Raw genomic sequence first — 23,572 nt, forward strand, 5'->3', positions numbered from 1 at the left:
GGGGCGGAGGGTCGCCCTGTGATCAGCGTATGAGGTGGGGGGAGGATCGTTCCCCCCGCTGGGGCCGGGTCAGATGGCGCGGGCGAGGGGGTAGTCGGATGCCAGGCCGATGTCGCGGACCTCCAGCCAGGCCGGGTTGTTGGCGTTGGCGACCAACTGGACGTTGCCGGATCCGACGGTGCGCAGGACCGAGCCGATCAGGATGCCGGTGACGTCGGACCCGGTGGAGTTGACGACCCTCTGGCACATGTCCATCAGGACGTGCTGGTTGGCGACGGGGACGTGGTAGGCGTTGATGGAGTCGACGAGGGAGACGCCGCCGCCTCCGATGGAGCCCCTCCAGACCCGGGCCCGGACGATGTCGTTGGCGACCGAGGAGATGAGCAGGCCGTGGTAGTGGATCGCGTAGGCGCGGCCGGCCTCGAAGGTGATGGTGTCGGTGGTGATGGCCGCGATCTCTGTGGTGGTGGTCGTGGAGGTGCTGGTCTGGGTTCCCTCCCACGCCCGCAGACCCTTGCCTTGGTCGACGCCGTCGATGCGGACGCGTTCGGAGACCTCGAGGTCGCCGAAGGCCTGCGCCTTGGGGGTCTGGCCGCGTTCGGCGAGGAGGTTGAACACCATCTGGCTGTCGAGCGCGGAGTCGATCTCGCCGGTGTTCAGGGACAGCTGGGTGAAGGGGGTGGCGGCCTCGGGGGCGACGCTGTAGTCGATCGAGCTGGTGGTGTCGACCAGGCTGGGGGTGACGGGCTCGAACTCGAGCCGGCCGCCGTTGAGGAACGACGCGACCGGCTCGGGGAAGGAGAAGTTGCGGGTCCAGAAGCCGCCGAGGCCGCCGTCGGAGGTGAGGCGGATCTCGGCGACGAGGGTGCCGGCTTCGTCGAACAGTCGGTATCCGGCGGCGTCGATCTCGACGACGATGACGCCGTCGGCGTTGTAGATCGTGATGACGCCGTCCGGGGAGAGCACGATCCGCTCCCCGGTGGCGGCAGTGCGAAGGGTGGCGCCGGTGATGACCTTGCCGTCGATAGCGTCGGCGGCCAGCTTGGTGCCGGTGATGATGCCGTCGGCGACGTCGTCGGCGACGACGAGCGCGGGGGCTATCGGCCCGTTCTGCGCGGACGGCGCGGACGCGGTCCCCGAGGTGTTGCGGGTGACCAGGCGGACGTAGACGGGGGTGTCGGTGGTGATGACGACGACGGCGCCCTGCGGGGTCTCGATGGTGCCCATCAAGGTGGCGGCGATCGGGTCGAAGTCGGCGGTGGTGGAGGCGTGAACCTCGACCCGGGCGAAGTCGAGCGGGAGAACCTGGTCGTTGGTGAAGGTGCCGTCCCAGGCGGCCGCGACGCCGCCGAGGACGGAGGCGACGTAGGGGGCGGCCGGGGTGGGCGGGGTGGGGCCGTTGACGACGTTGACCGCGGTCGTGCCGTCGGGCTGCTGGCCGACGAGCGCACGCAGCGACCCTGAGCCGTCGCGGATGACGAGGGAGGTGTCGTCGATGGCGGCGGACGACAGGCGCGGGGCGCGCTCGAGCCGGTTCAGGCGGTTCTCGAGCTGGGTGAGGCGGGTTCCGAGGTCGGTCACAGGATTCCTCCGTACTGGAAGCTGTCGGCGGGTGCGAGGCGGATGGCGGCCTGGGGGCCGCCGGGGGCTTCGGGGTGGGTGGTCCAGCCGGTGATGCGGCACCAGCCGGTGAAGTCGGTCCAGGCGTTGTGGACGCGGACGGGTACGTCGTCGCCGACCTGCCAGGAGCCGAGCGGTGCGGCGCGGGTGTGGCGGACGGTGATCTCGGAGACGGTGCCGAGCTTCTGGCGGCGGGTGCGTTCGGCGGCCGCGCGGGTGGCGAGGACGTCGAGGGCCTTGATGTCGGGCAGGTCCAGGACGTGTTCCATGCGGAGCCGGCCGTCGCGGACCGCGCTGGTCTGGCGGCGCTTCGCGGAGCCGTCGCCCTGGCCGGAGGCGATGACGACCTGGGCGTAGTCGTCGCCGGCGAGGACGACTTCGGGGTCCTCGACGATGTTCACGCCGCTCGCGAACGCCAGGTCGGTGCGGCGGGCTCCGAGGCGCGGCCAGCCGATCCGGATCCGCTTCACCACGGCAGTCCGGGCGGTGTTCCAGTCGGTCGTGCAGGTGTAGTCGGGGGTGGCGTCGCCGTCCGCGAGCTCGTCGAACCGCTCCCCAAGGTTCGGCGACTCCCACGCGTTGAACTGGTACGGGTCGGCCGGGCTGCCGATGGTGGACGTGGACGTGGTGGTGTCGACGATGACGCCAAGGTCACCGTCAGCGACGGACTGGGCGTAGGCCCAGATGTCCCGCATGACCTTGGTCCGGTCGGCGTTCGTGTAGGGGCCGCGGGCGTTGAGCTGGCCGTGGAGGTCGTGGCGGCGGTGGAGGTAGGACGACCAGGACGCGGCCTCCAGGGCGAGGGTGTTGCCCTTGGTACGGAGGTCCCAGATCAGGCCGCCCCACGTGATCTGGTCGTCCTCCTCGACGTAGATGAACGTGGTGCCCGGGTCGACGAGGCGGGCGCTCTGGACGGCGAGCTTCGGGTCGAGGGTGCCGGTCAGGGTCCCGGGCCCGTTCAGATCCGGGCCGTACTCGAGCCTGGAGAGCGGCAGGTTGTGGGTGAGCCACTCCCCCGTCAGGGCGTGCTGGGTCAGGATCCGTCGGCTCACCGCGGGGCCTCGATGAACTCGATGTCGGCGAACAGAGTGGTGCTGCTGTCGACGCTGATGCGGCCGGCGTTCCCGGCCGCTCCGGCGGCCTGGGGGCGCAGGAGCTGGGTGGTGCCCCGGTAGGCGTCGGGGATGGTGAGGGTGTCGCCGCATTCGGTGGGGATCCGGCGGGTCCCGGTGCCCTGGTTGTCGTCGATGACGACGGGCTGGACGGTGAGGGAGGCACCGAAGGTGGCGCGGAAGCTCCCGAAGTAGTCGGCGGTGGTCAGGCGCATGCCGGAGCCGCGGACGTCGACGATGACCTGGCTAGCCCACGCGGGCACGGGCACGTTCCATCCGGCGGCGGTGGAGAAGTAGCTGTAGCTGGTCGAGGAGCCCAGCAGGGCCGACAGACTGGAGGGGGACTGCGGGGGCAGAAACAGACGCTGGCGGCGCGGGTTCGCGATCTGCCGAATGTCCGTGATCATCGCGTCGGTGATGGTCGCGGTCGACGACGGGATGTCGATCCGGGCCAGCGGGATCCCGGTGCGGCCGTCCGGGATCGCCGTCGCGGACGAGGACACGTTGGAGATGACCTGGAAGTAGGCGACCTCGTCGACCTCGGGATCGAGGGTGCCCTCGTACTCTGGGTCCTCCACCCGCAGGATCAGCATGTCGGAGCGGCCGACGCCGGCGGTCGGCGCGATGCTCACGTTGACGGCAGCGGTGGACGCGCAGGAGTAGGTGCCCTGGAACGCGGCGACGCGGCCGCGGACCAGACCGGACCCGGAGCCGACCTGTACGGCTCCTCCGGGTGTGCCGAGCTGGCTGACCTTGAAGTCGGTGCCGCGGGTGACGCCTTCCTGGTCGCGGGCAAGGTCGGACACCATCAGCCGGAATTGCTGTGCGGGGTGCTCGGCGCCGTCGATGAGGATCGGCCTGGGGAACAGGGACATGGCTCTCTCCTCAGAGGGCGGTGTATGCGTCGCGCCAGGTCAGGCGCAGACGTCCGGTGTTGGTGCCGTCGAACGCGGTCCAGCGCATCTCGGACTGGCCCGGTGGCAGGGAGAACTGGTCGATGCGGGATGCGGGGCTGAGGTAGGAGAGCGCGCTGCCGCCGTTCTCCCGGGTGATGGTGCGGAACCCGGGCCGGGTGTCGATCTCCACCCACTGCCCGGCGCTCAGGCTGAGGCTGGGCAGGGACAGGGTCCGGCCGGTGGGCACGTGGATCACGCTGATCTGCGTGCAGGGGCCCATGATCCGGATGACCGGCCAGGTGTCGGTCGTGCCCTCGTTGGTGACCCAGCCCGGCCGTTCAGCCGCGGTGATGCCGCTCTTGACGAAGATCGGTGCCACGACGGGGGCGGAGAACCCGCCGCCGGTCAGCCAGCCGAGGGGGATCTCGGTGACGGTCTCGGTGTCGGCGTACCAGAGCGGGTCGGTGGCGTCGAAGGCGACGTCGAGGGGGATGTAGCCGAACTTCGACTTCTCCATGGACGGCTCGAGGCGCCGCAGCCGGCCGTTGAGCCGCTTGACGGGTCGGCCGGGCCAGGCGATGCGCAGGGCCTGGGTGACGCCGGGGGCGAGGCGTACGGCCGCCTGGTGGGCGGTCTGCTGGAGGGTGGCGAGCATGTCGAGGGCGGCCGCCCGGTTCCCGGGGATGCGGATGGCGGCGTCGATCTGGACCTGGCGGGTGTCGTAGTAGTCGGGGCCGGGCCAGGTGCCGTCCAGGGAGGGCTGTTCGGCGTCGTTGCCGCGGATGGGTGGCTGGCCGAGGCCGGTGACGTCGATGACCTGGACGGTGGTGTCCTTGCCGATGAGGACTCCGGCGAGGTCGATCTGGCCGGTGGTCATTGCGAGGTCGCTCATGGGTAGGTCACGCCTCCTCGGCGGGCGCGGCGGGACTGGCGGGCGAACTCGGCGTGGATCTCTGCGGCGCTCGCGCCGGGCCGGACGGCGGTGATGGGGATGTTGAAGGTGTCGCCGCCGCGCTCCTTGACGACGACGACCTGCCGGGCGGACAGGTCGGTCAGGCCGACGCCCATCCGGCTGGCTGCCTCGCGAAGGACCGGGAGGGCGCTGGCGCGCTTGTTGGCGCCGAGCGGGATGAGGGCCTCTCCGCCGGTGTGGGGTTCGGCGAAGGTGACGGCGCCAGCGGTGGTGGAGTAGATCCCTTCGCGGATGCCGCCGTTGGCGTAGGAGAGGCCCTTGTTGGCGCGGGCAAGGTCGGCGAGGAACCGGTCGGCGCGGCTGCCGAGGGACTTCTTGATCTGCGCGGTGGCCTTGGTGGCGACGGTGATGATGTCGTCCTCGCCGAGCCCGGTGGTGGCGGCGACGTCGTGGATGCCGGTCTTGGACGTCTTCACGGCGGCGATGATCTGGATGAGGGTGGCGAGCTGCTCCTGGGTGAGCTGCTGGCCGTTGCTCTTCGCGGAGGTGTTCGCGGCGGCGGCCTTCTTGCTGTCCCGGGACGCCTCGTCGGCGAGCTTCATCGCGGCCTCGTCGCCCTGGGCGGCGAGCAGTGTCGCGAGGTCGCCGTAGCCCATGCTGGCGATCTTGGCGAGGTCCTCCTGGAACGCGGCGTCAGCCTTGTTGGCGGTGTTCAGCTGGGCGGTGAAGTCGGCGAGGGTGGCCTTGGCCAGCGGGCCGAGTTTGCGCAGGTTGGCGACGATCTCGTTGAACTGCTTCGTGGAGGCCTTCGCGAGCGTGTTGACCATGTCGGCGCCCGCCTCGCCCATGTCGCGGAGGATGCCGACGACGTCGCCGCCGCCACGCGCGGCGATCTTCGTGAGGCTGGACTCCCAGGCGTTGTTCGCGGCCACGGTGTTGCGCAGCGTCTTGGCCCAGTCGTTGAGGGAGAACTTGCCCTTGAAGCGGGCCTCGGCCGTGGCGGCGGCCTCGGTCGCGGTGGCGAGGGAGCGGCGGGCGGCGGCGACCTTCCGCTCGGCGGCGTCCTCCTGCGCCTGGGTGTGCTTGCGGCGGCGCAGCGCGCGGAGCTTGGCCTCGGCGTCGCGGAGCCGGTCCAGGGCGTCGGCGCGGGCGCGGATCTTCTTGTTGTAGTCCTCGCGGGAGATGGGCTGGTGGGCTTCGTCGTACGTGGACTGGACGTCGCCGGCGCCGCTGCGGACGCCGGTGGGGGTGTAGGAGAAGCCGCCGGTGGCGAAGGTGGTGATGCTGCCGTTGGCGTTCCAGCGGATGGCGTTCGGGTCGCCGCCGAGGCGCCGGACGGTCTCTTCGGTGATGGCGCGGGAGCGGGGCCGCTTGGAGGGGTGGAGGGGTACGTAGGCCTCTCCCCCGGTCTCGTCCTCCGCCCATACCCGCCAGGAGCCGGCGGGGGCGATCTGCGCGATGTGGTTCTCCCGCATGCCGCCGTTGGCGTAGTAGTCGACGACGGCGCCGGTCGCGCGGGCCTGGATCATGTCGGGGACGCCGTTGGCGTCGCGGTCGCTGCCGGTGGGCGACAGGTAGACGCCGATGCCGACCTGCTTGCCGTGGATGTTGTCGATCGCGTTCTGGATCCGCTGCGCGGCGGTGATCGGGCCGCTGGTGGGGACCGAGATGGTGACCGTCTTGTCCTTGGCGTTGTCCCGGATGGAGAAGCCGAGCGCCTCGAGCTGGCGGCGTGCCTCGCCGGTCGGGGCGGCCATGGTGATCGTCTTGCCCTTGGTCGCGGCGACCTTTGTCTGGATGGCCTGCAGCTCGGTGATCGCGGCCTGCGAGGGGGCGGTGATGTTCAGCTGCTTGCCGTTGGTGGCGGCGAGCTTGCCGATGAGGAGGTCGAGTTCCCGGCGGGCGCCGGACGTCGGAGCGGTGATCTTGTATTCGCGGGTGCCGGGGATCAGCTCGATCTGGTAGCCGATCTGCTCCAGCTCCCGCTTCGCCTCCTCGCCGAGGGCGTCGACCTTGATGGTCTTCTCCTTCGGCATCGCCGCGAACTCGGCCTGGACGGCGAGGAGCTCGGCGAGCGCGGTGTCGACGCCCTTGGTCTGCAGCAGGATGGACACCTGGCCGGGGATCAGGCCCATGGAGTCGGCCATCTTCGCCGCGGCCTCGTCACCGACGTTGTAGGCGTCGGCGACCTTCAGCGCGGCCTCGCGGCCCTTGTTCATCTCCCGCTGCGCGGCCTGGATCGCCTCCGGGACGCCCTGCCCTTGGGAGATGGCGAAGTCGTACGCGGCGACCGCAGCGGAGGCGCTGGAATCGGCGATCGTGTTGAACGTGTCGAACAGCGCCTGGCCGTTCTTGGTGACCGTGGAGATGGTGCCGTTCATACCGATGAGCTGCTCGCCGTAGCCGTCGGCCTTGTTGATCCCGGCGGCCATGGCGTCGTTCGCGCGGGTTACGGCCTCGTTCACGCGGGCCTGGGCGGCCTGCAGGGACACCGACCCGCCGGACAGCAGGTCGAGCGCCTCGCGCAGGGCGCGGGTGCGGGAGTCGGCGTCGGCGGTCTTGTCGGCGAGCGCGGACACGGACCGCTTCAGGAGGTCGTAGGCGGTGGTGTTCTTCCCGGCTTTCGCAACGCCCTGGGCGAAGGCCTCGGCGTCGGTCTGGGCCTTCTTGAAGTCGCCGGCCAGGCCCCCGATGCCGGTCCGCAGGTCGTCGGCGGCCCGGCCGGCGACGGTGAACGCCTCGGCGCCCGCACCGGTCTCGGGGTCGATGACCCACGTCTTCTGGGCCTGGGCGGCGGCGTTCAGCTTGCGCTGGAGCTCGTCGAGGCTCGTGCCCTGGTTGGTGTAGGCGTCGACGAGTTCGTTCATCGGGATCTTCGCGTCCCGGGCGACGTCGACGAGGCGGCGCTGCCCGTCGAGCGTCGTCTTGATCTTCGTGTCCATCAGGGTCTGCATGGCGATCTGGCGGACGTTCTCGTCGACCAGCCCGTTGGACTCGCGCAGCGCGGCGGACAGGCTCGCGATCTGCGCCTCGTGCTCGCGGGCGGCGGCCGCGGCCTTCTGCTGCCGGGCGGCGAGCAGGCCGAGGCCGACGACGGCGCCGGTGATGGCCAGCCCCCACGGGCCGCCGAGAGCACCCATCAGGCCGCCCATCGCGGAGCGCATACCGGTCCCGGCGGCGGCCGCGACGCCGCGGAGAGACCCGGCGAACCCGGTGGCCTGCGTGGAAGCGGTGCGGAAGCTGGAGGCCATCTGCCCGATGACGGGGACCCGGGTCTGCAGGACGGCGAACGCGGCCCCGTACCGGCCGATCGCGGCGCCGGACGTGGCGGCAAGAGCCTGCTGGACGCGCATCTGCTCGTTCAGGCCGCGGTAGGCGCCGGTGAGGCGTCCCCCGACCGTCCCGGCGAGGCTGGTGGCCATCGGGCCGACTCGGCCCATCAGGAGCATCGCGAACACGGCGGACTGCACCGGCCCGGGGAGCGCCCCGAAGGCGGAGACGAGGCCGCCAACCAGGTGGCCGATGGGGCCGAGGACGCCGGAGAGGGATTCGACGGCGCTCGCGGCGAGGTCGAGGACGAAGACGACAGTGTCGAGGGCGGTCGCGGCGCCGGAGGACTCGTCGGTGATGCCGCCGAGCGCGGCCAGGACCGGGGTGGCGCCGTCGGCGAGGTTCTCCAGGACGGTGAGGGCCATCCGGCCGGCGGTCATCAGGACGTGCAGCGCGGCCGCGACAACGTCGGTGGCGCCGTCCTTGAACGGGTCGAGCATCGCCTCGATGGCGTCTCCGATGCCGCCGAACTGCTGGCGCAGGTCTGCGGAGATGCCGGGGCCGAAGAGGGTCGCGAAGTCGTTGGCGTACTTGAAGAACTTCTCGATCTTCGGGGTGGCGTCGGAGAGCCCGGCGGTGATCGCGCGAGTCAGGTACTCGATGCCGGGCGCCGCGCCGTTGTAGATGGTCAGGCCGGTCTGGCGGGCCTGGGTCTTGAGCTGGAGCATGGCGCCCGCGAGGCCCTTGCCCTTGGCGGCGGCGATGTCGGAGGCGGCACCTGTGCGGGACACGGCCTGGATGAGCGCGTCGTAGGAGTCGACGCCCTGGTGCGCGAGCGCGATGGCGCCGGACATGGCGGGCTTCCCGAAGGCCTTGGCGACGGCTGCGGTGAAGTCCTTCTGCGTGAGGGTGTGCTCGGCCTCGGACAGCCGCTCAACCACATACCGCAGGCCCTTGAAGCGACCCTCCGCCGTCCAGGCCTCGATGCCGAGGTCGGCGAGGCCCTGCTTCATGAGCTTGGTCGGCTTGGCCAGGTTGGTGAAAATGCCGCGCAGGGTCGTACCGGCGGTCTGGCCGAGGATGCCGGCCTTGCCGAGCATGCCGACGCCAGTGGCGGCTTCCTGCATGGAGACGCCGAGGCCGTGGGCCACCGGGCCGGCGTACTTCATCGAGTAGTAGATGTCGATGATGTCGCCGGAGGCGGCGTTCGCGGTCGCGGCGAGGGTGTCGGCGGCGACGGATGCCTGGTCGGCGCCCATGCCGAACTGGTCCATCATGTCGCCGAGGTACCGGGCGGAGTCGGCGGCGTTGACCTGCGCGGCGGCGGCGAGTTGCAGGGACGCGCGGGTGGAGGAGATGGCCTGGTCGGTGCGAAATCCCGCCTTGGCGAGTTCGACCATGGACTCGGCTGCCTCGGTGGCGGTCGCGGCCGGGAGGCTCAGGTCGTTGCCGAGCTGGGCGGCGGTCGCCGCGGCGCGCTGCATCTGCACGGCGGTCGCGGTGGTGACGGCGCCGAAGGTGTTCATCGACTGCTGGTACTCGTTGCCCTGCTTGATCAGCTCGGCGCCGCCCATGACGAGCGCACCGCCGGACAGCAGGGCCGCGGTGCTCGTCAGGTGCTTCTGGAGGCGGCCGGTCTCGTCGGCGTACCGGCGCATCGCGATCACGCCGCGGTCGCCGACACGGCTGGTGTGGGTGGCGGCGCGCTGCGCGGCCGATGCCAGGCGCTGCAGGTCTCGTACGGCGCTGTCGATCTGGCCGGACATCCCGGCCAGGTCGCGGCCTGCTCGGCGGGAGTTGGAGCCGATCTCGTTCAGGTGCCGGTTGGTGTTGCGGGCGGCGTCGCCGTAGCGGGACAGGCGCAGCCCGGCGCGGGACGAGGCGTCGCCGAGGCGGTCGGCGTCCCGGGCGGCGTCGCGCGCGGCGCGGGCGAACGTGCCGAGCTGCCGGGCGGAGGCGGCGGCGTCGCGGCCGAGGCCGGCGACGTGGGTGCGGGCGCCGCGGGCGTCGGAGCCGAGGTTGCGGGCGTGGGTGGCGGCGTCGCGCAGCTCGCGGGCGAGGCTTGTGCCCGTGGCGCGCAGGTCGACCGACAGGTTCCAGTTCGCCACCGGCCCGCCCCTCCTTCGTTCTATTCGGTGTCGCGGGCGGCCCGGCGGGCGGCCCACTTCTGCTGCTCGATCTCGCGCTGGGCTTCCATCGCCGCGTGGACGGAGGCCGGGATCAGCGCGATCTTCTTGCCGTGCAGGTCGCCCCCGTCCTGCTGGAGTTCGTCCTGCTTCTCACCGATGACCTGGCAGCCGGTGCAGCGCTGCACGGTGACGGCGTAGGCGTCCTCGCCGCCTTCACCGCCGTGGTCCCAGTCGTCGTAGCGAGTGCCGCACTGCGGGCAGACGCTGCGCTGGTAGTCGCGGAAGGCGAGGGCCTTCTCCCGGTCCCGCGCCGTCCACACCCCGCTGCCGGCTCCTCGGAAGAGGGAGTGGGGGATGCCCCAGCGGTCGCACAGCTCGAGTTCGGCGCGGAACCGGTCATCGGTGATCAGCCTTTTCCCACGTCCGCGCGGGTCTCGTTCTGCACGCCCCACGCGGTGTTGAACAGCAGCGCGGCCTCGCCCTCGGCCCAGGTGTCGAGGAAGGTCCGGGCGTCGTCGACGGTCAGGCCGTCGAGCGAGGCGGCGGCGACCAGCTCCGGCGCGAGGGTGTCGATGTTGACCTCGAAGCCGTCCTCGGACTGCGCCTCGGTCGGCCGGTGCGCCTTCTTCAGAGCCTCGAACGCCGGGCGCGGCAGAGCCTCGAACCGCAGCACGATCGCCGCAGCGTCGAACGCGGCCTGCGCCTCGGCGACGTCCTGCTCGGCCACGGCGACCGCAACCTTCAAGTTGGCGTTGTCCGGGTCGTCGGCGGCCTCGCCCTTGATGCGACGCAGGGCGTAACGGGCTGCCTCCAGGTCGGCCTTCAGCTGCAGGTCGTCGCAGATCGTCATCTTCAGCGTGGGCCTCTGCCGGGCGAGGAGACGCTCGCGCGCGGACGGCGGGGCGGGTGCGGTCTTCGGGGTGCTGGGCATGGGGGTGGTCCTCCGTCAGGGGAAGGGGACCCGGCCGGGCGCCTTCGCGCCCCTTCCCGAACGCGTCGGGCCCGGCCGGGGACTGTGGGGGGGGGTGGACAGCGGGTGTCAGCCGCCGGGGGTGGTCGTGGTGACCGTGACCGCCGGGGACGTGCCGCCGGTGAGGCTCGCGGCGGAGGCGGTCATCTGCGGGACGTCCGTGCCGTCGTACTGGCCGCCGAACGTGACCGTGACCGCAGTACCGGGGTGCGGTCCGCCCGCACAGACGACGTCGCCCGGGACGATGTTCGACAGAGCCTCGAGCGCCGACTGAACGGCGGAGGCCGCGGCGTTGTAGGCGATGCCCGCGGTCGTCTGGCCGTCGAAGGTGAGGGTGTAGGTGCCGCCGGTCGGGGTGCCGGTGATGGTGACGGTCTGGACCTCGTCCGCGCCGGCGGCCGGGACGGCGACGTCGAGCGCGGGGGTGTCGGTGATGACGAACTTGGCCATCCACTTCGCGGCTTCGTTGTCGACGCTGATCGCGGAGGACTTGGAGGCGACGGTCACCGGGTAGACGTCCATGCTCTGGGAGCCGGGGATGTCGCCCTTGCGGAGGATGATGATGTAGCCGGTGGTGCCCTTGGCGAGCGCCGTCTCCAGGTCCTCGTCGGTGAGGTCCTCGTAGAACGTGAGGGTGGAGTCGGCGGCCTGGTCCTCGCCCTCGATCTTCGAGGTGAAGGTGGACTCGAGGTCGGGGGTGTCGATCGGCTGGTTCTCGAGGGTGAAGCCGTCGACGGCGGCGATGGCCTTCGTCAGCTTGGTGGCCCCGGACAGCTCGGATCGGGTGGCGATGTAGGCGGTGGAGGCGACGGTGGAAGCGAAGAGGATCTTCGTCTTTCCGCGCCGGTTGAACCTGGGCATGGTGTGAACCCCTTGAACGCGTGGTGGCTGTCTCGTCTCGGCCACGGGGTGGCGCGTCCGCGTAGGGGTCCGCCGCGGTGCGGTCATGCCTGCCGTAAGGGGGTCAGGCGGGAGTCAGGTCGAGCCTGAATCTCTGCACGAAATTCATGATGGCATCGGCGGGATCATTCGTTCCCCCCGGTTCGGAGTCGAGGCTGCGGGCCATGACGACCGCACCCGACACGCTGATCGGGTGCGTCCACTGGCCGGAGAGCCGGCTGCGGCCGAGGAACGCGGCCCGGGCCCTGTCCGCGAGCCACTCGGCCTGCTCGGCGCTGCCGCTGCTGCCGGGCTTGGTCGGGTCCGGCGCGGAGACCGAGTCGACCTGGAAGATGACGGTGAGGTCCTCGTTCAGGTCGGCCAGCGGCGGACCGGACAGGGTCGCGTCCAGGGCGTGAACGACGTAGTACCGGGTGCCGGGGTTCTGCGGCAGCCGGCCGCGCCCGACCGGCATGCCGGTGGCGGCGGTGAGCATGGCGAGGACGGCGTTGGTGACTTCCCGGCGCTCGATCATGTGAGGGCCTCCGCGACCGCGAGCCTCATCTGGGCATGCAGGGTGAGGGCGATGAAGTCGATGGCGGGCCCAACGTGCGGGAACGGCGGCTGGTTGTAGGAGCGGCCCAGGCTGTCCGTGCCGGTGAAGCCGAACTCCAGGCGGCGGCCCTGCGGGCGGTTCGTGCCGATGGTGCAGAACGCTCCGTACGGGATGCGGGTGGTGACGGCCTGCCAGGAGTTTCGGTAGTCGCCGGTGATGACGTTCGGCCCGGGCCGGCCGGAGGCGTTGCCGCTGATCCGGGCCCGGCCGAGCATGCCGGTGTGGGCCATGCCCTTGTAGATCGCGTTCGGCATGAGGTCGGCGGCGCGGTCGAGGCGCGCGGCCAGCTCGTCGGGGGTCACGACGCTGTCCCCCGGTTCTGGTCGAGCGGGGTGACCTTCACGGCCTGGACGGTGCCCGCGACGGTGACGTCGGTGCACATCCACGACCGGCCGAGCAGCCCGTCCTGCGCCGGGTTGTGGACGGCGGTGACGGTCACCTGGGCGTCCTTGGGGAAGTCCGGGGCCGCGAGGGGGGTGAAGAGGCGGTAGCGGGACTTCGTCTCCGGTGTCCAGGGCAGGTTGGCGTCGGTGATGGCGACCAGGTCGCCCTGCGTGGAGGCGGAGAGCACGGCGCCCGGGCCGTCGTAGAGCACGGTGCCGCTGGGGTACTCGAGCTCGCCGGTGTCCGGGTTGAAGACGGGCTCGCCGGTCGCGGGCAGGGTGACGCGGACGGTGTCGACGAGGAGGTTCGTGTCGATCCAGCGGACGACGCCGGCGAGCGCCGTGTCGAGGCCGGGCAGCGGCAGGGTCATGTGCGGCCCTCCGCCCAGTCGATGAGCTGCGCCAGCATGGCCTTGGTCAGCTCGTTCGAGGAGCCGTCGAGGTCGTCGCGGTTCAGCGCGGCCTCGTCGAGCGCGGCCGGGTTGATGCTGCGCAGGAAGTCGACGATCGTCGGACCGGGATCTGCTGCTTCTGCCACAACCACGCGCGCCATGCCCTCGAAGGCAACCTGGTGGTCGGGGCGAGGGAAGAGGATGACCTGCGGGGGCAGGCCTGCTCGGTGCTCGACGGTGTAGCCCGCGAGGGTCTCGGACATGTCGGAGCCGTCGAGGGAGACAGCAGCGCGCACGCCGTCGGTGGTGATGCGGATCTGGCGCATCGCGTCGGCGAAGGTCTGCTCGTTCACTCCGCGCCCTCCTCGTCGATCTGGTTGTCGGCCTCGGGGGCGCGTTCGGTGGCTGCGTCCAGCGGGCCGGCGAAGCCGATCGGAGGCTTCGGCTTGTCGTCCTGCGGCCCGGGCATCGAGTGGAACAGGCGGCGCACCGTCTTCTCCGCGGCCTTCAGGCCGGTGTTCTCGCCGCGGCGGGTGGACATCTGCACGGTGCGGGTGCCGTCGGTCATGTAGATCCGCATCAGAGGTCGGCTCCTGATTCCAGGTCGGGGGCGTTGTTCAGGTCAGGCCGGGGCGTCCAGGTGCGGATGCAGCCGAAGTGGGCCACGGGCCACATCTCCGCGTCCTCGGCAGACCGGATCGTCGCGGTGGCCCTGTCCAGGTCGTCATGCCCTGTAAATCCGCACTCGCGGCCATCAGTGCACTCGAACCACAAGGCCTCGAGGTCGACGCGTCCGTAGGTGAGGGCGGCGGTGTTGGTGACCGTGGTGGCCTGGGCTCCGAGGGCTGCGGTGGCCCAGGCCGTGACGGGGTGCTTGGCCTGGTTGCGGTAGACGACGGTCTCGAGGCCGTGGTCGTCGAGGAGCTGCTGCCGCTGGATACCGGGCAGGGTGCGGGCCTGGTCCTGCGCGGCCCGCACGAAGGCCTGCGCACGCCGGACGGCTTCCTGGATGCGGGCGATGAGGTCGGCGTAGAACTGCGCGGACAGCGCGGTGACGGCGGCCTGGTGGGGGTCGGTCCAGGCGAAGGGGCGGCGGGTGCGCTGGGTGCGGTGGAAGGTCCGCTCGATCGCGGCGAGCGCGCCGTCCCGGTAGAGGAGCGGGAGGTCCTGTGCGGCCCACTTCTCGGCGACGGCGCGGGCGGCGCGGTCGAAGGCGGCGACGGCGGTGAGAAAGGTCTGCAGGGTGCGGCGGAGGCGTTCGGTGGCGCCGCGTACCCGGTCGGCGCGTTGCTCCTCGAGGGCTCGGATGGTGGCCAGTTGCGCGCGGTGGAGTTCGCTCCACGCGGCTGCGAGGGCGAGCGCTGCGGGGGCAACAGCAGCGTCGCGCTCCTGGGCGGCCGCCTGCTGGGTGGGGGTGGTCATCGACGCGGTCGCTCGACGAGGCGGATGATGCCGATGGCGCTGGAGCCGGCGGCGCCGTCGCCGTCGGGGTCTTCCTCGTCGGGCGCCAGCGGCAGGCCGTCGTGGAGGGCGGCGAGCTGACGCTCGTAGGCCTTGATGTTCTCCGCGTAGGACACGGCGACGACGGAGGAGACGTTCACGGACGCCGGGCTGGTCCGCAGGGCGGCGAGGCGCTCGCTGACGATCTCGATGGCGACGGCGCGGGCTGTGCCGAGGCGGGTGTAGCGCTGCTCGAGGTCGATGAGGTCGGTGGTGGCGCCGAGCTGGGCGAGCAGCCAGGCGCGGATGGCCTCGGTCATCGGCTCCTCCAGGGGGTTGAGCGGGGTGGGAAGGGGTGGGCGAGGTACGGGCCCGGTCCGGCGCCCCCACCGGGGTCCAGGCCCGTACGTCGCTTACTGACCGCCGGTGCCCTCGGCGGCGGTCGCGGCCGGCTTGCGCGCGGCCGTCTTCTTGGCCGCCCGGGCGGCCGGCTTGGGCTCCTCGGCGGCGGCCGCTCCCTCTTCGGAGTGCGCGTCGCCGGGGGGCTCGTCCGGGTCGGTGTCACCGTCGCCGGATCCGGTGTCCGATCCGTCGCCAGAGGAGTCGCCTGAAGGGACCAGACCGTCGCCCTCCGGGTCCTTGCCCGTCTCGGACTTGCTGGCCGCGCGCAGGCGCGGGAGCTTGCCGTCGACCCAGGCGGCCGGGTTCGTCACCAGCGCGGCAAGCCTCGGCTCCGGCAGCGCGCCCGGGTCGAGTTCGACGGTCTGGTGAGTGTCCGGGTCCGCGACGAAGACGGTCGTCTTCAACTGCGCGCCCATGGTCACCACACCGTCGCAGCGATGTGGATGTCCGGGGTGTACATGACCGGCATCGCGGCCGCGGCGCCCTTCGTCCACACCTGGACCGGGTCGTCCTGGTAGCCGGAGGTGACGATGATGCCGGGCGCCTCCTCGCGGTCGATGGACGGGTTGCCGCCCGAGGAGAGGACCATGCCCTCGGCGGTGAGGCCGTACTGCGTCTCGCCCATCTGCCGGGCGTCCGGCGGCAGGAGGAAGAACATGTTCTCCGGCAGCACGCGGACGTCGGAGCCGCTCTCCAGCGGGATGGTGACGTCGTAGTCCACGATCGGCGGCAGGTTGTACCGGCCGCGGACGACGTTGACCTCGTTCGGGGCGAGGACGGCCGTGGGGATGGTGTTGGCGCTGTTCACCGAGCCGTAGTAGGCGGCGCGGTAGGAGTCGTTGCCCATGAGCAGCGCCATCGTCTTGTACGAGGTGAGCGCGCGGGTGGGCATCGGGGCGCCGGACTTGCGCAGGACCTCGATCCAGCGCATCTCGTCGCCGAGCATGTCGGCGGTCGGGTCCGTCCACGCGGTCGGCGCGGTCGGCATGTTCGCCGCCGGGACCTTGTGGTCGGCCTCCAGGGTCAGGCCGTTCTCGCCGGTGAGGGTGAACTTGCCGTCGATGAGGAGGTCGCCGGCCGCGAGCTCCATGCGGTGCTTGATGGACTCCACGTGCGCGGCGGCGTCCTGGTAGATGGAGTCGACCAGGTCCTGGGAGTCCATGCCGCGCTGGACGTTCTCCAGGATGGTCTCGAGCTCGCCGATGATGTACTTCTGGCCGAGCGGGAGGAGCTTGCCCTCGGTCGCCCAGCGCTCGATCTTCCGGGTGGCGACGCGGGTCTGGGCGTCCCACGCGCGGTACGTCGCGGCCGCGACCCGGCGGCGGGAGCCGCGGGTCTGCCACTTCACCGATTGCACGGTCCGCTCGGGGATGACGGACTGGGTGAGGAGGTAGTCGGCCGGGGTCTGGATCTCGCGTACGAACGCGTTGATCTCGGTCGGGTTGATGTCCCGCAGGAGGACCTCAAGCATGTCGTTAGCCATGGGGGGTCCCCTCTCAGACCTTGTAGACGAACTGGGTGTTGGAGCCGGCCGGCATGTCGGTCGGGTCGAAGGCGACCGGCAGCTTGGACGGGTCGATCTGGCCGTGGACCATCAGCGGCGCGCCGGCCTTCGTGGAACCGGGGTAGAACGACACCTCCGTGAAGAGGAACCCGGCGAAGATCTGCGAGCCGTCGGAGGCGGTGGCGGTGTCGCCTCCGGTCGTGGTGGCGATGGTGATGTCCGGGCTGGTGCCGCCGGTGAACGACTCGGTGGTCGTCGGCGCGGCGACGTTCTCGCCGAGCTGGGCGCCGCCCCAGGTGAGCGTCCAGGGTCCGCCTGCGGCGCCGGTGACGACGACGTCGCCGGGCGCGATGTTGGACAGGGCCTCGAGCGCGGCTTGGACCTGCGCGGCGGTCGCGTTGTAGGCGAGGGCGGCGGTGGTCTGCCCGTTCCAGGTGATGGTGAAGGTGCCGCCGGTCGGGGCGCCGGTCACGGTGAGGGTCTGGACCTCGTTGGTGACGGCCGCGTACGGGGCGTACAGCCCGGAGGCGGTGATCTTGCCGAGGGGGATGCCGGACTTCAGCTTCCGCTCGGGCTGGTATGCCGAGGCCGGGGTCCAGTGGAGGGACTCGGAGAACTTGGTGAGGTCGAGGGTGATGGTCTCGTTGGCCTCGATGCCGAGCATGCTCATCAGCCACGGGCGGCCGACGGACAGCGTCTCGTTGGTGGTGTACGGCTGGATGTCCACGCCGTGACCCCTTTCGCGTGAGCGCGGGATAGGTGCGGGCACCGGGTGTGGTGCCGTCCACGGGGGTCAGGGCGTGGTCCCTCGGGTGGTGCTGGTCTGACGGGATCAGGCGGCGTCCGGGCGGCGGAGCCCCATCTCCTCGGCGCGCTTGCGCGCGGCGGTCTTCACGGCGTCCTTGGTGCCGGCCGGGGTGCGTCCGGGCGGGCCTCCGGCGGGCCCGCCTCCGGGCGCGGGCGGCAGGGCCTGCGGGGCGGGGGCCTGCGGGGCGCCGAACAGGGCGGGGTGGCGGGTCTTCACGCGGGCGGCGGCCGCGGCGACGTCGGCGGCTTCGGCGTCCGGGGTGTCGCGGAGTTCGCGCTCCAGCAGGGCGAGGGCGTCCTGCAGGTTCGGGGAGGTGACCTGGCCCTGGTCGTCGGCGACGTCGAGGGCGCCGAGCCGGATCAGGGTCTGCTCGCGGACCAGGTTCCGCCGCTCGACGGCGAGCGCGGCCTGGGCCTGGTCGACCTGGGCGCGGTCGGCGGCGAGCTGCTGCTGGGCGCGTTCCTGCTCGGACAGGGCGTCCTGCTGCGCCTGGCGGGCGGCGGTGATGAAGGTCTTGGCGTCGTCGACGGAGCCGAAGCCGTGCTCGGTGGCGAAGTCCTCCAGGGCCTGGCGGGCACCGGCACGCCGTCCCTGGTCCTTCTCCTTGGTCGTCAGGGCGTTCAGGTCGTCCTGGCTCATGGTGACGGTCGGCGGAACCGGCGGGCCCGGCTTCGGCGCGGGAGGAGCGGCGGGCGGCTGGGCGTTCGGGTCGGGGTTGCCGCCGTCGTTGTAGAAGACGGCGAGGGCGGCGACACCCGCGTACGGGTGGGCCCAGGCCGGTGCGGCGGGGGCGGTGCGGGGCTGCGCGGGGCGACGCATGAGTGCCAGTCCTCCCAAGGACAGTTCAGGCCCCGCGCCTTGATCCAAGGACACCACAGGATTCGTCATTCGTTCCCCCCGCTCCCCCGCGCGGGGTCCTCGAGCGCCTTGTCGTCCTGGTTGGCGGGCGGGAGCTGGAGGGCAGGAGGGGCCGGGTCGGGTTCGATGTCGAGGCCGAGGTAGTCGCCTACGGCCTTGGTGGATCCGGTGGCGTCGGCGAGGAATCGGGCCTGCTCGAACTGGCGGGCCTGGATCTGGGTGATCTCCTGCTCGACGTCGCCGATGGCCCATCCGGACTCGTTCAGGGTGCGGACCGCGGTCTCGAGCGAGATGACGCCAGCCTCGTACGCGGTGGTGACCTGCTCGAGGACGGCGGCCTTGTCGGTCGGGGTGTAGGCGCCGAAGGAGAAGGCCGCGGGGAGCGGACGTACGCCGGCCCAGTCGGGGTGCTGGCCGACGATGTGGAGGCGCTGGGCGAACTTGAGCAGCAGCGCGTACTTGTGGGCTCGGGCCAGGCGCATGCCCATGACGAGCGAGTCGAGCGGGCCGAGGGACAGCTCCAGGGCGTACCCGGAAGGCACCTTGGAGGGGTCGGTCGTGCCGAGTGCGACCGCGGGGAGGCGGGCGATGTTCGCCGCGCGGTCGGCGAGGTCGTGGGCGTGGTTGCGGAGCTCGCCGAGCTGCGTGGAGGTGTCGAGGGCGTCCATGCGGCCGTTCTCGCCGAGTTCGAGGACAAGGCCGGGGGCGACGGACAGCTGGCTCTGGCGGCCGCTGGTGGGGCGCCCGGAGACGGAGATGATCGGGGAGCCGGTGGTGGCCGACGCCTTCGCCGAGTCGGTGTCGGTGCCGGAGATTTCGTCGAAGACCTGCATGACCTTGGCGAGGGACGACTGCCCCCAGTGCTCTTCGGCCGGGGGGACGGTGTTGGGGATGTGGATGAGCGGCACGAAGTCGATGAGCAGGTCGAGGTGGTCGAGGACTTCGCCGGCCGGGTTGGTGGAGAACTGCGCCTTGTCCAGGGGGAGGTCGTCGACGTCGACGTTGCCCTTGAGGTCGCCCAGTTCCCAGGTGGCGTCGGTGAGGTAGCAGGTGCGGTACGACGGGGTGTCGTTCCACGGGTACAGGCGGGAGATCGCGCCGGTGTCGTCGGCCTGGTCGCCGAGGCCGAGGAGCGGCGCGGGCGGGGTGTCGTCGGTGGGCGTGGTCATGAGCGTGGCGCGGACGGGCCGGCCGGTGCGGTCGACGCCCGATCCGGTGGCAGGGCGGATCCAGTCCAACTCGTAGGTGATGCGGCGCAGGCGGGCGGGCAGGCCGCGCTTCTTGTCCTCGGGGAGTTCCCAGGCGAGGTGGACGCGGTCGGGGTACTCGGAGCCGTCGCCGTCTTCGGGGAGGACGGGGAAGTAGAAGCCGGGGTCGTACGTACGGACGCGGACGCGCTGCTTGTCGGGGTCCCAGAAGAGGAGGTAGACGCCGTCGCCGAGGCTGACGGCCTTCCGCTCGGTCTGCAGGACCCGCATCGTGAGCAGCTCGTTCTCGGCCCAGTCCCGCAGCAGGCTCTGCACGCGCTCGGCGGCCGCTACGGTCGCGGCGGTCTCCTCGTCGGCTTCCGGGTCGGCGTCTGCGCCGGGGACGACGATGTGCTGCTCGCGGCCCATGACGTGGGCGACGATCGCCTCGACGAACATGGACGGGTCGCCGAACTCGCGGCGCTCCTTGGCGGCGTCGCCGTCTCGGACCTGGGTGAGTTCGGCGACCTGGTTGTTGTCGTATGCGGCGAGGAGCTTGTACGCGGCCAGGCGGCGCTCGTCGGCGGCTGGCACCCAGGAGGCGTGGGCCTCAGGGAACGCGCGGCGGTTCGGCATGCCGAGGTTGTCGCTGAAGACGGGCTTGTAGTTCAGCCAGCCCCACGCGTCGATGATGACGTCCTTGACGCCGCTGAACAGGCTCACGGGTACGCCTCCGCTGACAGGCCCCGCGCCATGTGATCAGGGTAGAGGCCGGTCGGGTAGGTGCTCCCCCGTGCTTCGGGTGTTGGGGCGGCCGCGCGGTCGCGGAGACGAGCGGAAAGGATCACCCGTTCGAGGGAACACTCAGCCCTGATATTCCGTACCGAATATGCCTGTTGGTCCCAAAGGAGAATTCCGTGGGGGCCGAAGTTGGTACTCGGCAGGCCGTAGACTTCCATTCGGACGTTCACCGCCCGATCTCCTGGTGAAACCCTCCGGGCCGCGCGCGCTGGAGGGGGTACATCCGCCTCCGGTGCACCCACCGGACAACGGAAACAGGAGGTACTGATGGGGAACGACGAGCCGGACTGGGGCTTCTGGTGCTTCGTCATCGCGCTTTTTGACTTGGCCGTCACAGCGATGAGGTAGCGGGGAGGCCCAGTCCGGCCCTTCCGCAAGAGGCCGTCTCCCACCCAGGGGGGCGGCTTCTTGTTTTCCACTTTCCGGTTTTCCGTGCGCCCTACGAACTAAGTACGCAGGCTTCGTGCGCAACTTCAATGTATCACCGGAATTTTAAAAAGCTGTCCGAAGGGCCATCGGATCACCTTCACAGACCCGATCGGGCCTCAGATCGCCATACAGGCCCCTTCCTGGCGTCGCCACGAACTCGCCTACCGTCGGCGGCTGTTCGTACGGAGCTTTCATGCTTCCCACACGCGGCTGGACAGCGATCTAACATGATCACCATTCGTGACTGGGCCCGGAATTTCCGGTTACCTCCGCCCTGCCAGTCGGTTGTCGCCGTACGAGCCGCTCGTGGTGGGCGCCGCAGCGGGGTCGGCGAGCTCGGTGAGGGCGTGGACTCCGGCGTCCATCCGGTCGGGCGAGTCCATGCCGGGGATCCAGGTGACGAGCTGGCCCTCGAAGCGGGGGTGCTCGCCAACGTGGTGGACGAGGCCCTGGGCGTACAGCTGGGCGATCGGCTCGGCGCGCAGGCGCTTGCCCTGCTTGGCGTGGACTTCGATGATCGCGGGCATGAGGCGGCCCTTCGTCTCACCCTGCTCGGCGAGTTCCTTCCAGGCCTGGGTGACGATCTGCTTGGCCATGTCGCCGCCGAAGTTGTCCTCGACGATGATCGCGTCGGCTTCGACGTCCAGGGCGAGGCGGCAGGCTTCGTGGCCCCAGGTGTCGGCGCCCATGCGGTCGGAGCGGTCGGCGACGACGTAGAGGTGGCCGTCGGTGGTGCGCCCGGCGGCGATGAGGCCGGTCTCGTCGTTGACGTCGTCAGCGCCGCCGGCGTGGTCGACGGCGACGACGATGCGGGAGAGGTCGACGCCGCGGAAGGCGACGGGGGTGATGCGGTTGTCGGTGATCCAGGGCCACTTCCAGACGCCGCCCTCCAGAGGGCGCGGTTTCTGCTGGTAGAGGGACCACCAGACGCGTTCGCCGACGGCCTTGCGGAACTTGGCGAGGGTGCGGCGGTTGAACCGCTTGGGCCACAGTGCGGCGCCGATCGGCCGGCCGAGGGGGTCGTCTTCGGAGTCGCAGATCGCGGGGAGGTCGAGGCGGATCCAGTCGTCTGCGTCCTGGCCTTCGAGGAGGCGTCCGGCGAGGTCCTGCTCGTGCCAGCGGGTCTGGATTACCAGGATGGAGCCGGTCGGTTCGAGGCGGGTGTTGATGACTGCGGTCCACCAGGACCAGAGGCGGCGGCGGAGGGTGGGGGATTCGGCGTCGGCGGCGTCCTTGATGGGGTCGTCGACGATGGCGAGGTGGGCGCCCTTGCCGGTGAGGCCTCCTCCGACACCGGCGGCGACGAGGCCACCGCGGAGCCGGTCGCCGGTCGCGGGGTCGGCAAGGTCGAACCGGGCGGCGGCCTGTGAGCCGGCGTGGAGGGCGAGGCCGATGCGAGGGCCGTAGGTCTTGATGGCGTCGCGGATCCAGCGGGAGTGCTCTTCGGCGAGGTCGGCGCCGTAGGAGGCGATCATGACGCGGTGGTCGGGGTGCCGTGCCAGGTACCACAGCGGCGCCCACCGCGCGGCACGCTGGGACTTACCGTGTCGCGGGGGCATGGTGATGAGTGCCTTGATCGACTCGCCGCGCGCCATGCGCTGGAACAGCTGGTCGATCAGGGCGAGGTGGGGGGCCTGCATCTCCATGCCGTCGGTGAGGGTGACGGCCATCGACCCCGGGGAGCGCTCCAGGGCGATCGCGTACTCGACCTCGGCGAGGGCGGAGCGCAGTTCGGGGCTGGCGCGGCGGGCGACGCGGCGCCGCTCGGCCCGGCGCAGCTTGCGGTAGGCGGCGATCAGCCGGAGCGTCTCCTCGGATTCGGAGACGACGTCGGGGTCGAGGTCAGGCCGAGTCGCCGTCGTCACCCTCGTCCTCGTCTTCGTCCTCGTACCGGAGGTCGTCGTCTTCGTCGTCGCCCTGGTCGTCGGGTTCGCCGGCCCGCTGGATGAGCTGGTTCAGTTCGGCGAGCTTCACGTGCTCGAGGCGGACGGCTCCCCCGCCAGGGCCGGACAGCTCGGCCTTCACGGGCATGTCGAGGCCGTTCAGCTTCGCGCGGCGGTCCATGAGGCGCAGGACGGTGTCGACGGCGCGCATGTCGAGCTCGTCGCCGACGTACTCGCCGTCCTTGTAGACGGGCCGCGTCTTGGTGGCGTGGGGCCATGCGGCTTCGAGGAGGGCGTCGAGTCGTTCGTTCTCCTGCTGCCGGTAGATGGAGGCCTCGGCGGCCTGGTCGTCGCGGCGTTGGGCGAGCGCGCGGATGAGGTCCTTGGTGGCGTGGCCGGCCGAGGAGTAGCCGAGGTCGAGGATCCGGTCGTCGTCGAAGGGAACACCCTTACGGCGCAGACGGATGAGCTGGGCGCGACGCTCGGCGATCTCGGCTTGTTCGGCCTTGGAGTGGGGCATGGCGGTGGGGCTCCCGCTGCTGGTCAGGCCCCGCGCCTTGTGGCCGATGATCCCCGATGTCGGTGGTTTCGTTCCCCCGGCTGGGGGTGGGTGGCATCCTGCGCGATATGAGACATGTGCGGAGGGTGGGGGCCGTCGCGGCGTGTGTGGCCGCGCTGGTGCTGGTGTCCGGGTGTGGCGGCGGCAGCGATGAGGGGAAGGCCAGCGGTACGCCGGCGGTGTCCGCGTCGCCTTCAGGGCCCGGTGTGTCGGAGGCGTTGGCCGCGTACGAGGCGGCGACCGCGCCCGGGTGTGTGACGGCGCCGGAGTGCCAGGACCTGATGACGAACAAGCTCGCGGCCGCGGCTGACCTGAAGTTGGCGATGATCGCGAAGGACCGGAACGCGTACGTGGAGCCGATCCGGCTGGTGAACCTGGCAGAGGAGCGGGCCGACCACTACGGGCGGGACAACCTGGGGGCGAAGGGCAACAGCCTCGCGGTGAACCAGCCGCTGCAGCAGATGGTGGCCTGGTTCCGCGAGCACGCGGGGGTCTGACGGTACGACACCGGCCCTGCCGCG

23 protein-coding genes are annotated in these 23,572 nt (G+C 71.1%); 1 reads left to right on the forward strand and 22 read right to left on the reverse strand.

Annotated elements, in window-relative coordinates:
• Positions 1–69 precede the first annotated feature (69 nt).
• From AB0E14_RS19650 to AB0E14_RS19755, 22 genes are all read right to left on the reverse strand, one after another.
• On the reverse strand, positions 70–1,581 hold the full coding sequence (locus tag AB0E14_RS19650) for a hypothetical protein (RefSeq protein ID WP_362419179.1): 1,512 nt from the start codon (positions 1,579–1,581) through the stop codon (positions 70–72).
• Positions 1,578–2,672 (reverse strand): hypothetical protein, encoded by a 1,095-nt coding sequence (locus tag AB0E14_RS19655; protein ID WP_362419182.1) that lies wholly within the window; start codon positions 2,670–2,672, stop codon positions 1,578–1,580. Before AB0E14_RS19655 ends, AB0E14_RS19650 begins: the two co-directional genes overlap by 4 nt.
• Positions 2,669–3,607: a hypothetical protein gene (locus AB0E14_RS19660; RefSeq protein WP_362419185.1), complete on the reverse strand. Its 939-nt coding sequence runs from the start codon at positions 3,605–3,607 to the stop codon at positions 2,669–2,671. The genes AB0E14_RS19655 and AB0E14_RS19660 overlap by 4 nt, the downstream gene beginning before the upstream one ends.
• Positions 3,608–3,617: 10 nt before the next feature.
• Entirely contained in the window at positions 3,618–4,520 is a 903-nt protein-coding gene (locus AB0E14_RS19665) for a hypothetical protein (RefSeq protein ID WP_362419188.1), read from the reverse strand.
• The gene (locus AB0E14_RS19670; RefSeq protein WP_362419191.1) at positions 4,517–9,919 is read right to left on the reverse strand and encodes a phage tail tape measure protein; all 5,403 of its coding nucleotides are present in this window, start codon (positions 9,917–9,919) and stop codon (positions 4,517–4,519) included. Before AB0E14_RS19670 ends, AB0E14_RS19665 begins: the two co-directional genes overlap by 4 nt.
• Before the next feature lie 20 nt (positions 9,920–9,939).
• Positions 9,940–10,260, reverse strand: a complete 321-nt coding sequence (locus AB0E14_RS19675; protein WP_362419194.1) for a hypothetical protein — start codon at positions 10,258–10,260, stop codon at positions 9,940–9,942.
• Positions 10,261–10,346: 86 nt separating this feature from the next.
• A complete protein-coding gene (locus tag AB0E14_RS19680; RefSeq protein ID WP_362419197.1) occupies positions 10,347–10,871 on the reverse strand; it encodes a hypothetical protein in 525 nt (174 codons plus the stop codon).
• Between the two features lie 108 nt (positions 10,872–10,979).
• Positions 10,980–11,771 (reverse strand): hypothetical protein, encoded by a 792-nt coding sequence (locus AB0E14_RS19685; RefSeq protein WP_362419200.1) that lies wholly within the window; start codon positions 11,769–11,771, stop codon positions 10,980–10,982.
• A 103-nt stretch (positions 11,772–11,874) separates the two neighbouring features.
• Positions 11,875–12,324 (reverse strand): hypothetical protein, encoded by a 450-nt coding sequence (locus AB0E14_RS19690; RefSeq protein WP_362419203.1) that lies wholly within the window; start codon positions 12,322–12,324, stop codon positions 11,875–11,877.
• Complete coding sequence (locus AB0E14_RS19695) at positions 12,321–12,707, reverse strand: hypothetical protein (RefSeq protein WP_362419207.1); 387 nt, start codon at positions 12,705–12,707, stop codon at positions 12,321–12,323. The genes AB0E14_RS19690 and AB0E14_RS19695 overlap by 4 nt, the downstream gene beginning before the upstream one ends.
• Positions 12,704–13,159 (reverse strand): DUF6093 family protein, encoded by a 456-nt coding sequence (locus tag AB0E14_RS19700; protein WP_362419210.1) that lies wholly within the window; start codon positions 13,157–13,159, stop codon positions 12,704–12,706. The genes AB0E14_RS19695 and AB0E14_RS19700 overlap by 4 nt, the downstream gene beginning before the upstream one ends.
• Positions 13,156–13,533 carry a hypothetical protein gene (locus tag AB0E14_RS19705; protein WP_362419213.1) on the reverse strand — a complete coding sequence of 126 codons (378 nt, stop codon included), beginning with the start codon at positions 13,531–13,533 and terminating at the stop codon, positions 13,156–13,158. Before AB0E14_RS19705 ends, AB0E14_RS19700 begins: the two co-directional genes overlap by 4 nt.
• On the reverse strand, positions 13,530–13,760 hold the full coding sequence (locus tag AB0E14_RS19710; RefSeq protein WP_362419216.1) for a hypothetical protein: 231 nt from the start codon (positions 13,758–13,760) through the stop codon (positions 13,530–13,532). Before AB0E14_RS19710 ends, AB0E14_RS19705 begins: the two co-directional genes overlap by 4 nt.
• Positions 13,760–14,602, reverse strand: a complete 843-nt coding sequence (locus AB0E14_RS19715; RefSeq protein WP_362419219.1) for a hypothetical protein — start codon at positions 14,600–14,602, stop codon at positions 13,760–13,762. Before AB0E14_RS19715 ends, AB0E14_RS19710 begins: the two co-directional genes overlap by 1 nt.
• On the reverse strand, positions 14,599–14,940 hold the full coding sequence (locus tag AB0E14_RS19720) for a hypothetical protein (protein ID WP_362419222.1): 342 nt from the start codon (positions 14,938–14,940) through the stop codon (positions 14,599–14,601). Before AB0E14_RS19720 ends, AB0E14_RS19715 begins: the two co-directional genes overlap by 4 nt.
• Positions 14,941–15,033: 93 nt before the next feature.
• Positions 15,034–15,438, reverse strand: coding sequence for a hypothetical protein (locus AB0E14_RS19725; RefSeq protein WP_362419225.1), 405 nt, complete (start codon positions 15,436–15,438; stop codon positions 15,034–15,036).
• Positions 15,439–15,440: 2 nt separating this feature from the next.
• Entirely contained in the window at positions 15,441–16,505 is a 1,065-nt protein-coding gene (locus tag AB0E14_RS19730; protein ID WP_362419228.1) for a major capsid protein, read from the reverse strand.
• Between the two features lie 13 nt (positions 16,506–16,518).
• Positions 16,519–17,253 carry a hypothetical protein gene (locus tag AB0E14_RS19735; protein ID WP_362419231.1) on the reverse strand — a complete coding sequence of 245 codons (735 nt, stop codon included), beginning with the start codon at positions 17,251–17,253 and terminating at the stop codon, positions 16,519–16,521.
• Positions 17,254–17,358: 105 nt separating this feature from the next.
• On the reverse strand, positions 17,359–18,153 hold the full coding sequence (locus AB0E14_RS19740; protein ID WP_362419234.1) for a hypothetical protein: 795 nt from the start codon (positions 18,151–18,153) through the stop codon (positions 17,359–17,361).
• Between the two features lie 65 nt (positions 18,154–18,218).
• Positions 18,219–20,102, reverse strand: a complete 1,884-nt coding sequence (locus AB0E14_RS19745) for a hypothetical protein (protein ID WP_362419237.1) — start codon at positions 20,100–20,102, stop codon at positions 18,219–18,221.
• A gap of 770 nt (positions 20,103–20,872) precedes the next feature.
• A complete protein-coding gene (locus AB0E14_RS19750; protein ID WP_362419240.1) occupies positions 20,873–22,474 on the reverse strand; it encodes a terminase family protein in 1,602 nt (533 codons plus the stop codon).
• Complete coding sequence (locus AB0E14_RS19755; RefSeq protein ID WP_362419243.1) at positions 22,452–23,012, reverse strand: hypothetical protein; 561 nt, start codon at positions 23,010–23,012, stop codon at positions 22,452–22,454. The genes AB0E14_RS19750 and AB0E14_RS19755 overlap by 23 nt, the downstream gene beginning before the upstream one ends.
• Positions 23,013–23,257: 245 nt before the next feature.
• Between AB0E14_RS19755 and AB0E14_RS19760 the strand changes: the two genes are divergently transcribed.
• Positions 23,258–23,548, forward strand: coding sequence for a hypothetical protein (locus AB0E14_RS19760; protein ID WP_362419246.1), 291 nt, complete (start codon positions 23,258–23,260; stop codon positions 23,546–23,548).
• Positions 23,549–23,572: the final 24 nt, after the last annotated feature.

Source organism: Streptomyces sp. NPDC047981 (genome assembly GCF_040653315.1).
Taxonomy (GTDB): domain Bacteria; phylum Actinomycetota; class Actinomycetes; order Streptomycetales; family Streptomycetaceae; genus Streptomyces.

Coding starts and splice junctions, on each gene's coding strand:
- AB0E14_RS19755 (WP_362419243.1), bottom strand. CDS start 23,012: ATGCCCCACTCCAAGGCCGAACAAGCCGAGATCGCCGAGCGTCGCGCC.
- AB0E14_RS19660 (WP_362419185.1), bottom strand. CDS start 3,607: ATGTCCCTGTTCCCCAGGCCGATCCTCATCGACGGCGCCGAGCACCCC.
- AB0E14_RS19720 (WP_362419222.1), bottom strand. CDS start 14,940: ATGACCGAGGCCATCCGCGCCTGGCTGCTCGCCCAGCTCGGCGCCACC.
- AB0E14_RS19740 (WP_362419234.1), bottom strand. CDS start 18,153: ATGCGTCGCCCCGCGCAGCCCCGCACCGCCCCCGCCGCACCGGCCTGG.
- AB0E14_RS19665 (WP_362419188.1), bottom strand. CDS start 4,520: ATGAGCGACCTCGCAATGACCACCGGCCAGATCGACCTCGCCGGAGTC.
- AB0E14_RS19700 (WP_362419210.1), bottom strand. CDS start 13,159: ATGACCCTGCCGCTGCCCGGCCTCGACACGGCGCTCGCCGGCGTCGTC.
- AB0E14_RS19725 (WP_362419225.1), bottom strand. CDS start 15,438: ATGGGCGCGCAGTTGAAGACGACCGTCTTCGTCGCGGACCCGGACACT.
- AB0E14_RS19680 (WP_362419197.1), bottom strand. CDS start 10,871: ATGCCCAGCACCCCGAAGACCGCACCCGCCCCGCCGTCCGCGCGCGAG.
- AB0E14_RS19690 (WP_362419203.1), bottom strand. CDS start 12,324: ATGATCGAGCGCCGGGAAGTCACCAACGCCGTCCTCGCCATGCTCACC.
- AB0E14_RS19730 (WP_362419228.1), bottom strand. CDS start 16,505: ATGGCTAACGACATGCTTGAGGTCCTCCTGCGGGACATCAACCCGACC.
- AB0E14_RS19715 (WP_362419219.1), bottom strand. CDS start 14,602: ATGACCACCCCCACCCAGCAGGCGGCCGCCCAGGAGCGCGACGCTGCT.
- AB0E14_RS19685 (WP_362419200.1), bottom strand. CDS start 11,771: ATGCCCAGGTTCAACCGGCGCGGAAAGACGAAGATCCTCTTCGCTTCC.
- AB0E14_RS19710 (WP_362419216.1), bottom strand. CDS start 13,760: ATGCGGATCTACATGACCGACGGCACCCGCACCGTGCAGATGTCCACC.